The following is a 14,997-nucleotide window of genomic DNA, read 5'->3' on the forward strand; positions in this document are numbered from 1 at the left end:
GGGCCTGGCATCACTCGGCAATGTTGACTTGAAGGTAATCGTCACGGCTGGCCGGATCGGTGCCAAAACGATTCGGATGCGCGAGGCCGCGCTTGAACAATTGAATCAGTATCCAGACCGGCCCCAGAATCGGCACGACGACAATAAAGAGCGCCGTACCCGGACGGCCGACGTCGTGCAAGCGCCGTATCGCCAGCGCTACCGCGCACCAGATAAACAGCACCGCGAACAAATCCTCGCCGCGCTCGCCGAACGTCGTGCCGGCAAGGCTGCCGAATGCCGCGCACGTAAGCGCCGCGATAACGAGCCGCGTCAGCCATTCGCTCCGGCCGATACGGCCGCGCGTCAGAAAGAACGCCGAAAACAGTGAAATGAAAGACATCTTCTTTTTGCGGTCCTGATTGAGTTGTTGCCGCAGTGCCGGCAAAATTCGCTGGTTATTATAATTGCCGCCAATCGCAAAGTCGCAAGTTGACTATTGGTAAAACGGCGCTATTTTGCGACGCGATTGGGCATATTCAACCATACGGCACATACGAGATCGATTCAAAGTGAAAGCAGTCAAGGTTCTGGCGATGGCAGCAGCCGTCGTGACGCTTGCCGTTGCCGGCACGCTCGCCGCGGCAACCTGGGCCGCCCATCAGCGCGAGCGCGATACGCAAGCTGCGGCCCCGGCCGGCGCGCGCTTCGTGCGCGCCGCCGATGTCGACATGTTGATCCAGCAACGTGGGCCCGACTCGGGCGAGCCGATCGTGTTCGTCTCGGGCGTCGGCGCATGGAGCGCGACCTGGCTTCCAACGATGGACGCCCTCGCGCGCGCCGGCTACCGCACTATCGCGATCGACCTGCCGCCGTTCGGCTACACGAGCCGCCCGGCCGCGGCCGCGAACGCCTACGACACCGAGCATCAGGCCGCACGCATTCTGGGCGCGCTCGATACCCTCGGCGTGTCGAAGGCGGTGCTCGTCGGCCACTCGTTCGGTGGTCGCGCAACGGTCGAGGCGCTGATGACGCAGCCGTCGCGCTTTAGCGCGGCCGTGTTCGTCGATGTCGCGCTGCAACTCGATCCCCCCGCCGCGCGGGCGCCGGGCATGGCGATGCGTGCACTCGAGGTGCCGCCACTGCGGCATGCGTTGATCGCGGCGACTGCCACGAATCCGTTCATGACAGGCTGGTTCCTCGACCGGTTCACGTCGCGGCACGACGCGCTGACGCCGCAAGTGGTCGACGTCTATCAACGCCCGCTCTCGCAGCGCGGCACGACCGATGCGTACGGGGATTGGCTCGGCGCCTTCCTGGGAGACCCGGGCCACAGCCGCAGCAATCGCAGCGCACAGTACGCGTCGCTAACGATGCCGGTGGCCGTGATCTGGGGGCAAACCGATTCGGTCACGCCGCTGGCGGAGGGTGAGCGGCTCGCGAAGCTGCTGCCGAATGCCACCTTGAAGACGCTGCCCGGCATCGGCCACATTCCGCATGTGGAGGACAACGCGGCTTTCGACCGTGCACTGCTTGCGTTCCTCGCGCAGGGGCACCCGGCGACGCCAACCGCGCAGAACTAAGAACGAAGGACGCGGCTAAGCGCTCTCCCGCACGATCAGTTCGAAACCGAGGTCGACGGCCGGCCGCGACGGCGGCTCGCGGTCGATCAGCGACAACAGCAGGCCCGCCGCCGTGCGGCCCATCTCGGCACGCGGCGTGCGCACCGTCGTCAGGCGAGGCACGCAGTCGGCCGAGCCGGCCAGGTCGTTGAAGCCGACGATCGCCACTTGCTCGGGCACGCGCATGCCGCGCCGGCAAGCCTCGAACAGCGCGCCTTGCGCGAGGTCGTCGTTGCCGAAGAAGATACCGTCGACGTCGGGCCGGCGTTCCATCAACTGCAGGAACAGCTGCCCGCCGAGGCCGATCGACGACGGCGCCGGCGTCAGCACTTCGAGATCGGCGTCGTAAAGACCCTTGCGCTGCAGCACGCGACGAAAGCCTTCGCCCCGCTGCATCATGCGCAAATCGAGTTGCGCCGCGACGAACGCATTGCGCCGGCAACCGCGCGCCAGCAGATGTTCGGCCACGGCCTCGCCCGCGCTGGCTTGCGAAAAGCCCACGCAATAGACGCCGGCCGCCTCGGCCAGCTCCATCATGTGCACGCACGGCACGCCGCTCGCATCGATGAGCCGGCGCGCCGTCTCGGTGCGATCGAAACCCGTGACGATCATGCCGCTCGGCGGCGAAGCCAGGTAATGGCGAATCAGATCTTCTTCGGCATCGCGCGAATAGTGCGTGTTGCCGATCAACACTTCGAAGCCGCGCGGGCGCAGCACGGCATGAATCGACTCGAGCGCATCCGTGAAGACATTGTTCGTCAGCGATGGGATCAGCACGGCCACCGCGTCGCTGCGCGCCGAAGCCAGCGCGCGCGCGGCCGGATTCGCGACGTAGTTGAGCGCGCGCGCCGCCTCCTGCACGCGCGCAACGTACTCGGGGCCCACCGACGCCAGCCCGCGGAGCGCGCGCGACGCCGTGATCGTGCTGACGCCGGCGCGCCGCGCGACCTCTTCGAGTGTCGGGCGCCCTGTGGCGCGGGTTTTCCTGGGTGTCGAAGCCGTCATGATGTAGGCTAGGATAGCGCTATCCCAGCGGCCCCGCAATGTGTACGACGTTTGCCGATGAAGCCTGCTGGAGCAAGCCCCAGCGGCCACATGGTCGCATTTTTTTCAGGCTCATGAGATAGCGCTGTCTTTGCATTTCCGAGCCACGCAGTGGAGGTCCAACCTCATGCACCCGTCCCTTTCCGCGCTCGTCGTCATGGGCGTCGCCGGCTGCGGCAAAACGAGCATCGCACACGCGCTTGCCGCCTCGATCGGCGGACGCTTCATCGAAGGCGACGCCTTTCATCCGGCCGCCAACGTCGAGAAGATGACACGCGGCATCGCCCTGACCGATGGCGACCGCATCGGCTGGCTCGACAGCCTCGCCGCCGAACTCGCGCGCGCAGCTGCAGCCGGCGAGCGTCCCGTGCTCGCCTGTTCCGCGCTCAAGCGCCGCTATCGCGACCGGCTGCGCGCGAGCGGCGCCTCGCTCGGCTTCGTCTATCTCGAGGTGAACAAACAGCAGGCGCTGACGCGCATGGCGCAGCGCTCGGGCCACTTCATGCCCGTCTCGCTCGTGGACAGCCAGTTCGCCGATCTCGAGCCGCCCGCCAAAGAACCGCTGACGCTGAGCCTCGACGCCTCGCACCCGGTCGACGCCATCGTCGCGCGTGCGCTCGCCTGGTACGAGGAGGCCGGCCCCGCTACGCAATTTGTCGTGGCCTGTTGAGATAGCGCTATCTCACGGAAGCGCTCAGGCCGCCCCCGCTAAGTCATTCGATTCCGGCCGCTCCGGAACTTTGAGGAGACACCCCATGACATCCCCCACGACACAGAAAGTCGCCAAGCGCCGTTGGCTCATCGGCGTGCTGCTCGGCATCGGCGTGCTGATCAACTATTTCGACCGCATCAACCTGTCGGTCGCCGCGCCGCAACTCAAAGAGGCGTTTCACTTGAGCCCCGCGCAGATGGGGCTGCTCTTCAGCGCGTTCTTCTGGCCGTACGCGTTGCTCCAAGTGCCGGCCGGCGTCGTGCTCGATCGCTTCGGTGTCACGCGAGTCGGCCGCTGGGGCGCGTTCCTGTGGGGGCTCGCATCGGCGATCACGGCGTTCGCTGGCGGCTTCGGCGGCATCTTCGCGGCGCGCGCCATGCTCGGCGTCGCCGAAGCGCCAGGTTTCCCGGTCAGCGCGAAGGCAACCGGCTACTGGTTCCCGCGCAAGGAGCGTGCGATGGCCACGGCGATTTTCGATGCAGCTGCAAAGTTCTCGAACGTGATCGGCGTGCCGCTCGTCGCGTTCGTGGTCGTGAGCCGCGGCTGGCGCTGGGGCTTCGGCGTGACGGCGCTGCTGAGCCTCGCCTACTTCGTCGCGTTCTATCTGATCTACCGCGACCCGAGCCAGGACAGCAAGCTGTCGGCCAGCGAGCGCGGCTACATCCAGCGCGGCGGCGCCACGCCTGAGGGCACGCCGAACGCGAGCGTGTTCGGCATGCTCGGCTACCTGCTGACGAAGTCGAAGGTATGGGGCCTCACGATCGGCTTCGCTGCCTACGGTTATTCGTTCTACCTGTTCCTGACCTGGCTGCCCGGCTATCTCGTGCACACGATGCACATGAGCATCCTGACGTCGGCCGGCTATGCGGCGATTCCGTGGGCCGTGGCGACCGTGTCCGATCTCGTCGCCGGCGGCTGGCTCATCGACCACCTGATCGCGCGCGGCCATGACGAGACGCGCGTGCGCAAGGGCGTGCTCGTCACGGGCATGCTGTTCGGCCTGGCCGTGCTGGGCGCCACACAAACGACCAACCCCGTGTGGGCCATCTTCTGGATCTCGATTGCGCTCGGCGGCCTGGCCGCGGCTGCCCCGGTGGGCTGGTCGCTGCCGTCGCTGATCGCCCCGCAGGGCGGTGTCGGCACGATTGGCGGCATCATGAACTTCGTCAACAACCTGATGGGTGTTTGCGCGCCGATCGTGACGGGCTACATCGTCGGCGCGACCGATTCGTTCACGAACGCCTTCCTCATCGCAGGGGTGATCCTCGCCGTCGGCATCGTGTCGTTCGTCTTCGTGATGGGCCGCATCGAGAACATTCCCGAGCCGCAAGAAGCGCTGCCCACGCGCCGCGCATCGGCAATCTGAGCCTGCCGCGCGCTACGCGGCTTCACCACGCTTTCACAAGAACGGCCTTTGCCAGAACGGCAAAGGCCATCAACAAGACCTGACAGGAGACCTCTTCATGAAGCAAAACATTAAGCACTCCATATCGATTACGTTCGCCGGCCTCGCATGCACGGCCCTTCCCGCGCTCGCGCAGAGCAGCCTGACGCTCTACGGCATCGTCGACGACGGGCTCGTCTATCAAAGCAGCCAAACCTCGCTGGGCTCGACGAACGGCGGCCGCTCGGTGACGAAGCTTGCTTCGGGCATCTGGGCCGGCGACCGTTTCGGCCTGAAGGGCAACGAGGACCTCGGCGGTCGGACGCAAGCCATCTTTCAACTCGAGTCGGGCTTCAACATCAATAACGGCGGGCAGCAATTCGCCAATGCGGAGTTCGGCCGGCAAGCCTGGGTCGGCATGACGAACCCGGCCTACGGCACGCTGACGGCTGGCCGCCAGTACACGTCGTACTACACGCTGCTCGCCCCCTACAGCCCGACGACCTGGCTCACCGGCTACTTCGGCGCGCACCCTGGCGATCTCGACTCGCTCGATACCGTCTACCGCGCGAACAATTCGCTCGTCTATACGTCGCCGAAATGGAACGGCTTCACGGCGAGCGGCTCGTACTCGCTCGGCGGCGTGCCGGGCAGCTTCAATCGTGGCGCAACGTGGAGCGCGGCGCTGCAGTTCCAGCACGGCCCGTTCGGCATCGCTGCCGGCGTGCAGCGCATCGACAACGGCACCTTGGGCGGCGGCGCGTGGGGCGCGGCCTCGACGACGACGACCGGCGGCCAATCCGGCGTGTCGACCGTCACGAACGGCTATCAAAGCGCGGCGGCGCAGCAGCGCTTCGCCGTCGGCGCCGGCTATCAGATCACCACGGCGCTCGACGTGACGGCGACGTATTCGAACGTGCAGTACATCCCGGGCGTCGGCTCGGCGTTCCGGCAGACGGCCATCTTCAACACGGGCGGGCTCGTTGCGCACTACAAGGCGACGCCGTTTTGGGATCTCGCGGCCGGCTACAGCTACACGCGCGCCACCAGGGCCAACGGCATCGACAGCGCCGCGCAATATCAGCAGATCACGCTGTCGCAGTACTACAGCCTCTCCAAGCGCACGGGCCTTTACGCGCTCCAGGCGTATCAGCGTGCGGGCGGCAACACGCTCGGCACGAACGGCGCCGGCAATGTCATCGGCGCTACCGCCGCCATCGGCGACGGCGTGCAGACGGCCCCCTCGTCGTCGCGCAGCCAGTTCGCGGCCGGCCTCGGCGTGATCCATCGTTTCTGACGGAATACGTCGACGACGCGCTTATATCGCGTTGAGCGGAATCTTCAGATAGCTGACGCCGTTCGACTCCGGGCGCGGCATTGCGCCCGCCCGGATATTGACCTGCACGGACGGCAAAATCAGCGTCGGCATCGACAGCGTGCGGTCGCGCGTGGTGCGCATCGTGACGAACTCGTTCTCGGTCACGCCGTCATGCAGGTGGATGTTGCCGCTCCGCTGTTGCTCGACCGTCGTTTCGCAGCTCGGCTCGCGGGTGGCGGGCGGGTAGTCGTGGCACATGTAGAGCCGCGTCTGCGGCGGCAACGCCAGCAGCTTCTTCACCGAGCGATATAGCGTGTGCGCATCGCCGCCCGGAAAATCGCAGCGTGCCGAACCCACATCGGGCATGAACAGCGTATCGCCGACGAACACGGCATTGCCGATGCAATAGGCCATGTCGGCCGGCGTATGTCCGGGCACGTGCAGGGCCTGCGCATCGAGCTCGCCGATCTTGAACGTCTCGTCGGCCGCGAACAGATGATCGAACTGAGTGCCATCTTCCTCCAGTTCGGTACCGAGATTGAATACGCCCTTGAACGTGTGCTGCACCATGCGGATGTGCTCGCCGATGGCGATCCTGCCCCCCACCTCGTCCTTCAGATAGTGCGCCGCCGACAAATGATCGGCATGCGCATGCGTCTCCAGCAGCCACTGGACCGTGAGGCCGTGCTCGCGCACGAACGCGATCACACGGTCGGCCGATGCCGTCGAGGTGCGCCCCGACTTCGGATCGAAGTCGAGTACCGAGTCGACGATCGCGCATTCAGTCCCCTCTCCGCCATGCACGACGTAAGTAAACGTGGAAGTAGCGGGATCGAAAAAGGGCGCGACGAGCGGCTCCATGTAGGGCTCCGGTCAAAACGTTATGTTGCAATACAATATATGTATTCATATAATGTTCGTCAACCCATTATGAGCATGACGATTCGCGTCCCATGGAACAGTCGACGTCTCTCCCCCCTCAATCCTTGACCGGCCTTCGCGAGTCCGCGACGCAATGCTGCGCGCTGCTCAAGGCGATGGCGCACGAAGACCGTTTATTGCTGCTGTGCCAGCTGGTCGAAGGCGAGCACAACGTCGGCGAGCTCGAGGAGCTCGTCGGCATTCGTCAGCCCAGTCTGTCGCAGCACCTCGGCGTGCTGCGCGAGGAAGGGCTCGTCACCGCCCGTCGTGACGGTAAATACATCTACTACAGCCTCGCGAGCTTCGAAGTCATCTGCATCATGCAAACGCTTTCGAGCCTGTATTGCGGTAAAGCCAAACGTCGCAACAACAAGTGAGCCCCGGCCTGGCTCACTTTCATGCCGCGCGCGGCACGCGTGCGGTATCGTGGCCATCCGTTCGCTTCGTCCTCTCCGACACGCTCCCATTCGATGCACTGTCGGCCGGCTTGCCGGTCGGCGTTCGGGCTCGTCGCAGAACGCCATAACAAGCATGTCCAACAATAACCAGGAGAAGACTCGATGCCGATTCAGAAAGCCTCGGCCGTGGCATCGGCCGGCACAGTAGACAAGACGTTCGACGTCGTAGTGATCGGCGGCGGCACGGCCGGCATCGCGGTCGCGGCGAGCCTGTTGCGGCGCGAGCCGAAGCTCGCCATCGCCATCGTCGAACCGCGCGAGCATCACGATTATCAGCCGGCCTGGACGCTGGTCGGCGGCGGCGCCTACGACGTACGTAAGACGCGCCGCGCGACCCGCGATGTGATTCCTGCCGGCGCGACCTGGATTCAGGCCGCTGTCGTTCGCATCGAGGCGCAGCAGAACCAGGTGCAGCTCGAGGACGGCCGTATCGTGTCGTACCGGGATCTCGTGGTCGCCCCGGGCTTGCGGCTCGCGTGGGAGCGTATCGCCGGGCTCGAGCAGTCGCTGGGCAAGCATGGTGTCACGTCGAACTACCGCTACGAGCTCGCGCCCTATACCTGGCAGCTCGTGCAATCGCTCAAGCAAGGCACGGCGTTGTTCACGCAGCCGGCCATGCCGATCAAGTGCGCGGGCGCCCCGCAAAAGGCGATGTACCTGGCCTGTGACCACTGGCGCCGCAGCGGCGTGCTGGAACGCGTTCACGTCGAGTTCAACGCGGCCGGCGCCGTGCTGTTCGGCGTGGCCGCCTTCGTGCCGCCGTTGATGGAGTACGTGAAGCGCTATCGCGCGAATCTCGCCTTCAGCTCGAACCTCGTCGCGATCGACGGCCCGGCCAAGCTCGCGCACTTCGACGTGACCGACGCACAAGGGCAGACCACGCGCGAGACCAAGCCGTTCGACATGATCCATGTCGTGCCGCCCCAGGTGGCGCCCGACTTCATTCGCGACAGTGGCCTGGCCGATGCGGCGGGCTGGTGCGAAGTCGATCACGCGACATTGCAGCATCCGCGCTATCCGAACGTGTTCTCGCTCGGCGACGTGTGCTCGGCGCCCAATGCCAAGACGGCCGCGGCCGCGCGCAAGCAGGCCGTCATCGTCGCGTGCAATCTGCTCGCCGCGCGCGCCGGTCAGCCGATGCCTAGGCGCTACGACGGCTACGGTTCGTGCCCGCTCACCGTCGAACGCGGCAAGGTCGTGCTGGCCGAATTCGGCTACGGCGGCAAGCTGCTGCCGACGTTCCCGCTCGATCCGACGAAGCCGCGCGCGCTCGCGTGGTTCCTGAAGGCGACGCTGCTGCCCTGGTTCTACTGGAACGGCATGCTCAAGGCGCGCGAATGGTTCACCCGGACGTCGGCATAAGCGGCGGGCGCAGATGAACGAAGCTTCCTTGATCAGCACGGCGCTCGGCTCGGTAGTCGGCGTGATCCTCGCCTTGACGGGCGCCGGTGGCGGCATCGTCGCCGTGCCGCTACTCGTCTTCGGGCTCGGCTTGAACGTCGCGACGGCAGGCCCGATCGGCCTGCTGGCGGTCGGCATGGCGGCCGGGCTCGGTGCGCTGCTCGCGCTACGCGAACGGCGCGTGCGCTATAAGGCGGCTACGCTGATGGCCGTGGCCGGCTCGATCGTCTCGCCGGCTGGTCTCTGGCTCGCCCAGCGCGTGCCCAACGCGCCACTGATGCTGATCTTCGCCGCGGTGCTGTTGTATGTCGCCGCCCGCATGCTGATGCAGCAACGCGCCGGCGCGAACGGCGAGGCGCCGCGGCAAGGTCCGCCGCCGGCGTGCCGGCTCGATGCCCTGCGCGGCAAACTCGACTGGAACGCGCCATGTGGCTGTGCCCTCACCGCATCGGGCGCGCTCGCGGGGTTGCTGTCGGGACTGCTCGGTGTCGGTGGCGGCTTTGTCGTCGTGCCCGCGCTCAAGCGCGTCTCCGACATTCCGATGCAAGGCATCGTGGCCACGTCGCTGGCCGTCATCACGCTCGTTTCGATGACGGGGGTCGTCGCGTCGGCTGCCAGCGGTCATCTGCTGTGGGCCAGTGCCCTGCCGTTCACGCTCGGTGCGCTCGTCGGCATGCTGGCCGGGCGGCGCGGCGCGCGTCATTTGAGTGCGGCGCGCATCCAGCAGTCGTTTGCGGTGTTCACGGCAACGATCGCGGTCGGCATGGCCGTGAAGGCGCTGCACGGGTTGTGACTGTGACGCTCAGCGCGTTACGGTAGACGTAGAAGAAGCGACAGGCCACAGCCCGGAAATAGCTGCGATGCCTTGTGCGCCGCAGGTGCGTGCGGTTTGAATATCGGCACGCGTCATGCCGCCGAGCGCATAGATAGGCACGCGCGCCTCGGAACATAGGTGGGCGAACGTCGGCCAGCCCAACGTCGGCGCACCCGGGTGACTGGCCGTAGGCAAGACCGGCGATAACGTGACGAGATCGGCACCGATGTGCTCTGCATGCAGCAGCTGGTCGCGATCGTGGCAGGCGGCGCTCAACAGCATCGGCAGTGCGACCGGCCGCTGCGCCAAACTCATGAGCTGCGCGCTGCTCAGATGCACGCCATCGGCGCCGACGGCGACTGGATCGTCGATGGGACCATTGAGGATCAAACGTGCCCCATGCGCGTGACAGAGCGTCGCCGCTCGTGCGGCGAGCGCCGCATAAGCAGCGGCCGGCAGTGTCTTGGCCCGCAGTTGCACGAGCGAGATGCCGGCGTCCAACGCGGTGCGCAATCGCATGAGGAAAGCATCGAACTGCGAGGCATCGTCGGGCTCGGGCGTGACGAGCAGCAGTTCGGGCAGGGAAGCGGAGGAGGACATGGCGCTCACGCTATCAAAAGATCGCGCGGAGCGCCAATGCGGCGGCCGTTGAGGGGCGTGGGCAATTCGACGCTGTTGGCCTTGCGCGTTTCGACGGCGGACTGGGATGCATCAAAACCTGGGGTGTTTAGAACTACGGCTATATGCATGCGAGGGCACGCCGATCGAGAGACTGCAACGTCAATGGATAAGGCGTACTTGGCCGAAAATGCCAGGACTGTTGATGGGCGTAAGCCTAGCAGCACAATCAAGACGCTTTTTTATGTTCTTCATCCGTCTTTGAATGGCGCTCGAGGATGACTCGCGCCAGATCGGAAAACGCAGCTGCAACGGCAGACGGTTGCTCTACCCATGGAAAATGACCAGCGCAATCGATTTTCGTCCAGGTCACGTTTTTATCGCGGAAGTGCGAAGATTCCCAGCAATTTTGGGCAACGATGCGATCTTCGCTTCCACTAAGAATCAGCACAGGTGTAGCGCGAGGCCACCATTTCGCCGTGTATTGCGCTTCAAAATTGCTCTCTGACCAGTCCACTGCGGCCAAGTTGAAGGGCAGTGTGGCAAGCAGGCGACGCCCTGCAGCAAGTCCGTCTGGCGTGAAGTTCCATTCCGCTGCGGCCAAAGTAAGCTCGCGCAAAGTCTCATTGCTTCTGCACGTTTCGAAGCGATGGCTGGCGGATTCAACGGCAGGCAATGGGTTGTCGGACACCATCTCGCCAAAACGCTCACGCCAACCGGCATCGGGCGCCGAGCTGATCAATACCAGCCCGCAGATGTGATCTTCCAACTCTGGCACCGACAAGAGATACATGCCGCCGGTGGAATGGCCCACATAAATGCAATTGGGCAGTGCTTGCGCTGCCTCCAATAGAACTTTCGGCCAATGCCGATAGCATTCGTCAGCGGGAGGTAATGCAACGTTGGACCCGTCTCCGGGCAAATCCACCAGCCAGATAGCGCCGGGCACATCGAGACACGCTGCTAGCCCGGCAAGGGATTCCGAGCCGATCCCGGGCCCTCCGGGAAGTAACAGCCAGTTGAATGGCCCTGGCTGACTTTTGCATAGCCGCAGGCGAACTGCCGCTGGCGTGAAATGTTCTTCAAGCAAATGAATACCCGGAAATTCCAGAAGGGTGTCCAGGATTCGCAAAAGTCCGCCGCGCGTCAACCTAAGTTACCGATTTCAATGAAAAATCAGTGGTCACGTCGAGGAGGTGAAACGGATCAAGACAACGTCGACGAAGACGCCCCCACCTTGAACGACCGCGCTGCCTGCGCGAGACGCGCCGCCTGATCATGCATATTCTGGGCGGCAGCAGAAACCTGCTCGACAAGCGCGGCATTCTGCTGCGTAGCCGAATCCATCTGCGCCACCGCGCGATTGACCTGTTCGATGCCGGTGCTTTGCTCGTCGGAGGCGGCCGCGATCTCGCCCATGATGTCGACGACCTGCTTCACCGAGCCGACGATCTCCTGCATCGTCTGCCCGGCCTGCGTGACGAGATCGGCTCCGCTTTGGACCTTGCCCGTCGAATCGTCGATGAGGGCCTTGATCTCCTTGGCGGCAGTCGCGCTGCGCTGTGCGAGTGAACGCACTTCGCCAGCGACCACTGCAAAGCCCCTGCCCTGCTCGCCCGCACGCGCCGCCTCAACGGCCGCGTTCAACGCGAGGATGTTGGTCTGGAACGCGATGCCTTCGATGACGCCGATGATGTCCGCAATCTTCGTCGAACTCGCCGTGATCTCGTTCATCGTGCTGACGACGCGGCCCACGACCTCACCGCCGCGCCCCGCAATGTCCGACGCCTTAGCAGCCAGCACGGTCGCCTGGCTGGCGTTGTCGGCGTTGTGCTTCACGGTGCCCGTCAGCTGCTCCATGCTCGCGGCCGTCTCCTGCAATGAGGCCGCTTGCTGCTCGGTGCGCGAGGACAGGTCGGTGTTGCCCGAGGCGATCTGCTGCGCGGCCGCGCTGATCGATTCGGCGCTAGAACGAATGCTGCCGATCACCGACGACAAGCTGCCCTGCATGCTCGCGATCGCATGCAGCAGGCTTTCGTTGTCGCCCGGTTGCAGCACGACGGTCGCTTGCAAATCACGCTCGGCGATGCGGCTCGCGACATCGGCTGCATAGGCGGGCTCGCCGCCCAGGCTGCGCAAAATGCTGCGGTTGATCAGCAGCATCACGGCGGTCACGATGCCACCGGTCGCGATCAGCACGATGAGGTTCGTCAGCAGCGTGCCGTAGAACGCCTCATCGATGTCCTGCAGGTAGACGCCCGTGGCGATCGTCCAGTCCCACGGCTCGAAATACTTGACGTAGGTGAGCTTGGGCGCGCGCTGAGTCGTCGAGCCGACGACGAGGGCATCGTAATCGACATAGCCCTCGCCTTGCGCGCGCGAGGCTTTCACCATCTCCATGAACAGCAGCTTGCCCTTGCCGTCGGTCTGCTGCGCGACGTTCTTGTTCACCAGCTTCGAATTGGTCGGATGCATGATCACGACGGGACGCGAATCGATGATGAACACATAACCGTCACTGCCGTAACGCATCTGCGCAAGCCGCGTCATCGCTTCTTTCTGGGCCGCGTCCTGCGTCATCGTGCCCGCCTGCGCGAGGGCCGCATAGCCTTTGACGATGCCCGTCGCCGTATCGACGACGTTCTTGATGTCGGCCTTGCGATCGCGAATCATCGTGGCACGCTCGTGCAGCGAGCCCCAGCCGGCCAGCAGCAGCAAGCCGAGCCACATGAGAGTGAGCGCTAACAACAGCTTACGATGGAGACTTAAGCCTTTCATGAGCCTTATCTATCCAGGAAGTTTTCGATCACGGTGCCTGCCGAGGTCAACCTCTTGTTTACGGCATGCGCGGGTCGAGCTTGAACGCTGGAGGATCGGGTGATATGAAACCAGCGCTTAAGAACTGAAGGACATGCGCGTCAGCGCGCCGCCAGCGTCACCATCGGTTCGCCTTCGAGCGCCGTGACCGTCTCGAAGCCGGCGTCGTGCAGCCAGCCACACACCTCGTCTTGAGCGAGCCGCAGCTTGGGGTAAGCACTTTTCTGCGTCACGTAGCCTTCAGGCGTGCGACGCGTGACGACGTCGTGAATCATCGCAACGTCGTCGAGGTATTCGACGAAGCAGATCATCGATGCATGCTCGTCGGCGCGCACCGGAAAGATGCGTGCCACGCCCTCGAGCGCCTTCGACAGATCGCGATAGGTCAGCACGAACGTGCCACCCGGCACGAGCCGCTCGCGCACCGCGGCGAACAGCGCCCTGACATCGGCCCTGCCCGGCAGATGCGTGAGCGTATCGCCCATGCAAACGACGACGCGCGGCGCTCCGCCGCCCCAGGCTTGCGGATCGCGCATATCGGCGACGCGAGCATCGATCGGGCGGCCTTGCGAGCGCTCTTTAAGTTCGGCGATCAGCGGCGTGCTGGTATCGACGGCCGTGACGCGATAGCCGAGCTCGAGTAGCGCGATCGACTGGTAGCCAGGACCTGCGCCCAGATCGAGCGCAAGCGCACCGTCTCCAGGACCGATGCCGACCCGCTCGAGCAACGTGCGCTGCGCGTGCATGCGCGCTTCGAAGTCGCCCATCATCCAGGTGTAGTGCTCGGCGAGCAGCGCGTCGTAATGTTCGATCGGTGTGACCATAGCGGGCGTTCGACGGAAGGCGCCTTGAAAGCCGTCCCGTGCTACGAAAGAAGAACACGCGCAGACGTTATGCGTTCGCGCGCCGAATGTCGATTGCGGACTTGCGTAGTCGCCGGCGCGCGGACAGCCTTATTGGCTTTGCGCCGACGCCTTGGTGGGACAGGCGGGGTCCTTGCCCCAGTGACCGGCACAAACACGCCAGCGGCATGTCTCGCCCTGGAAGAAGCTCTGCTTGTCGCATTCGCTGAGCTGATCCTTCAAGCTCACGTGTTGCACGCTCGCCGGCTGCGGGGCCTTGGCGGCCACCTCCGATGCGGCAGGCTTGTGATACGGCTTCGTGCGCGCCACGAGCACCGCCAGCAGATCCGCATCGGAATCGTCGGGCGTTTGCGCGCCATGCGCTTTCGCATGTTTGTTCGGATGAACCGATGCCGCATGCGCGGCCGTCCGTGCATTCTTGGCTGTCTCGTGCGGGGCCGGCTTTGCCGCGGCTTTCGGCGCAACAGCAGCCTTGGCCACCGCAGCGGACGCCGGGGCCGATGCGGCCGCACCGCTCGCCACTTCGGCGCCGTTCGCCAGCGCGCGCGACAGGCGGCTCGCATCGGCGCTGCTCGAGGGGGCGGCGGCCGCCGCCGAAGCAGGTTTCCCATCGGGATGAGCGGCGTCTTCGGACACGATCACCGCCGCCTGCGGTGCGGACGCGGCCGCCTTTTGCGCCGCCTCCGCGGCAAGCGCCATCCCACTTGCGGGCGCAGCAACGGCAGCAGAAGCGCTCGCTACGCTGCTTGCGGCACTGGCATGGGCCTGCACGCTGTCGACCTGTGCGGCTACGCCGCCGTCGTCATCGGCTTGCGACAAATGCTGCCATTGCCAGGCGCCGAACGCGCCAATACCGACCACCGCCGCGACGGCAGCCGCGACGAACGGTTTACGGGAACGGGGACGCTTGGCCTGCTGGGACGGGACGCGACCTTCCAGGTTCGCCAGAATACGCGAGCCGTTGTCGGTGGCACCTTGGGCCGTATCGGAAAGCAAGCTTGGCCGCGCTTTGGAACTGGAATTGTCCGGCGCACTCATTCACTGTC

The 14,997-nt window shown here is 64.9% G+C and carries 15 protein-coding genes; 7 read left to right on the top strand and 8 right to left on the bottom strand.

Features of this window, described 5'->3' with window-relative positions; genetic code table 11:
- Positions 1–10 precede the first annotated feature (10 nt).
- Positions 11–382, bottom strand: coding sequence for a DUF805 domain-containing protein (locus tag D7S89_RS07805; protein WP_147426612.1), 372 nt, complete (start codon positions 380–382; stop codon positions 11–13).
- Positions 383–551: 169 nt separating this feature from the next.
- Here D7S89_RS07805 and D7S89_RS07810 point away from each other — a divergent pair, with 169 nt between their 5' ends.
- On the top strand, positions 552–1,562 hold the full coding sequence (locus D7S89_RS07810) for an alpha/beta fold hydrolase (protein ID WP_147426613.1): 1,011 nt from the start codon (positions 552–554) through the stop codon (positions 1,560–1,562).
- Positions 1,563–1,577: 15 nt separating this feature from the next.
- On the opposite strand, the gene gntR is transcribed toward D7S89_RS07810, so the two are convergent.
- The gene (gntR, locus tag D7S89_RS07815) at positions 1,578–2,606 is read right to left on the bottom strand and encodes an HTH-type transcriptional regulator GntR (RefSeq protein ID WP_121277041.1); all 1,029 of its coding nucleotides are present in this window, start codon (positions 2,604–2,606) and stop codon (positions 1,578–1,580) included.
- A gap of 166 nt (positions 2,607–2,772) precedes the next feature.
- Between gntR and D7S89_RS07820 the strand changes: the two genes are divergently transcribed.
- The 3 genes from D7S89_RS07820 to D7S89_RS07830 all read left to right on the top strand — a co-directional run bounded on the left by D7S89_RS07820 (position 2,773) and on the right by D7S89_RS07830 (position 6,038).
- The gene (locus D7S89_RS07820) at positions 2,773–3,315 is read left to right on the top strand and encodes a gluconokinase (RefSeq protein ID WP_121277042.1); all 543 of its coding nucleotides are present in this window, start codon (positions 2,773–2,775) and stop codon (positions 3,313–3,315) included.
- Between the two features lie 85 nt (positions 3,316–3,400).
- Positions 3,401–4,723 carry an MFS transporter gene (locus D7S89_RS07825; RefSeq protein WP_121277043.1) on the top strand — a complete coding sequence of 441 codons (1,323 nt, stop codon included), beginning with the start codon at positions 3,401–3,403 and terminating at the stop codon, positions 4,721–4,723.
- Between the two features lie 97 nt (positions 4,724–4,820).
- Positions 4,821–6,038, top strand: a complete 1,218-nt coding sequence (locus D7S89_RS07830; RefSeq protein ID WP_121277044.1) for a porin — start codon at positions 4,821–4,823, stop codon at positions 6,036–6,038.
- Positions 6,039–6,059: 21 nt separating this feature from the next.
- Here D7S89_RS07830 and D7S89_RS07835 read toward each other — a convergent pair whose 3' ends face one another.
- Positions 6,060–6,920, bottom strand: coding sequence for an MBL fold metallo-hydrolase (locus D7S89_RS07835; protein ID WP_121277045.1), 861 nt, complete (start codon positions 6,918–6,920; stop codon positions 6,060–6,062).
- Positions 6,921–7,012: 92 nt separating this feature from the next.
- On the opposite strand from D7S89_RS07835, the gene D7S89_RS07840 reads away from it, so the two are divergent.
- The 3 genes from D7S89_RS07840 (at position 7,013) to D7S89_RS07850 (ending at position 9,632) form a co-directional block, all read left to right on the top strand.
- On the top strand, positions 7,013–7,357 hold the full coding sequence (locus D7S89_RS07840) for an ArsR/SmtB family transcription factor (RefSeq protein WP_121277046.1): 345 nt from the start codon (positions 7,013–7,015) through the stop codon (positions 7,355–7,357).
- Between the two features lie 183 nt (positions 7,358–7,540).
- On the top strand, positions 7,541–8,800 hold the full coding sequence (locus tag D7S89_RS07845; RefSeq protein ID WP_121277047.1) for an NAD(P)/FAD-dependent oxidoreductase: 1,260 nt from the start codon (positions 7,541–7,543) through the stop codon (positions 8,798–8,800).
- A gap of 13 nt (positions 8,801–8,813) precedes the next feature.
- Positions 8,814–9,632 (top strand): sulfite exporter TauE/SafE family protein, encoded by an 819-nt coding sequence (locus tag D7S89_RS07850; protein ID WP_121277048.1) that lies wholly within the window; start codon positions 8,814–8,816, stop codon positions 9,630–9,632.
- Positions 9,633–9,641: 9 nt separating this feature from the next.
- On the opposite strand, the gene D7S89_RS07855 is transcribed toward D7S89_RS07850, so the two are convergent.
- The 5 genes from D7S89_RS07855 to D7S89_RS07875 form a co-directional block, all read right to left on the bottom strand.
- Positions 9,642–10,253, bottom strand: a complete 612-nt coding sequence (locus D7S89_RS07855) for a thiamine phosphate synthase (protein WP_121277049.1) — start codon at positions 10,251–10,253, stop codon at positions 9,642–9,644.
- A 247-nt stretch (positions 10,254–10,500) separates the two neighbouring features.
- Positions 10,501–11,421 carry an alpha/beta fold hydrolase gene (locus D7S89_RS07860; RefSeq protein ID WP_220702128.1) on the bottom strand — a complete coding sequence of 307 codons (921 nt, stop codon included), beginning with the start codon at positions 11,419–11,421 and terminating at the stop codon, positions 10,501–10,503.
- A 56-nt stretch (positions 11,422–11,477) separates the two neighbouring features.
- The gene (locus D7S89_RS28125; RefSeq protein WP_121277050.1) at positions 11,478–13,049 is read right to left on the bottom strand and encodes a methyl-accepting chemotaxis protein; all 1,572 of its coding nucleotides are present in this window, start codon (positions 13,047–13,049) and stop codon (positions 11,478–11,480) included.
- 140 nt (positions 13,050–13,189) lie between these two features.
- Positions 13,190–13,912, bottom strand: a complete 723-nt coding sequence (locus D7S89_RS07870) for a class I SAM-dependent methyltransferase (protein ID WP_121277051.1) — start codon at positions 13,910–13,912, stop codon at positions 13,190–13,192.
- Between the two features lie 129 nt (positions 13,913–14,041).
- Positions 14,042–14,989: a hypothetical protein gene (locus tag D7S89_RS07875; RefSeq protein ID WP_121277052.1), complete on the bottom strand. Its 948-nt coding sequence runs from the start codon at positions 14,987–14,989 to the stop codon at positions 14,042–14,044.
- Between the last annotated feature and the right edge of the window lie 8 nt (positions 14,990–14,997).

This window comes from Trinickia fusca (assembly GCF_003628145.1).
Taxonomy (GTDB): Bacteria; Pseudomonadota; Gammaproteobacteria; order Burkholderiales; family Burkholderiaceae; genus Trinickia; species Trinickia fusca.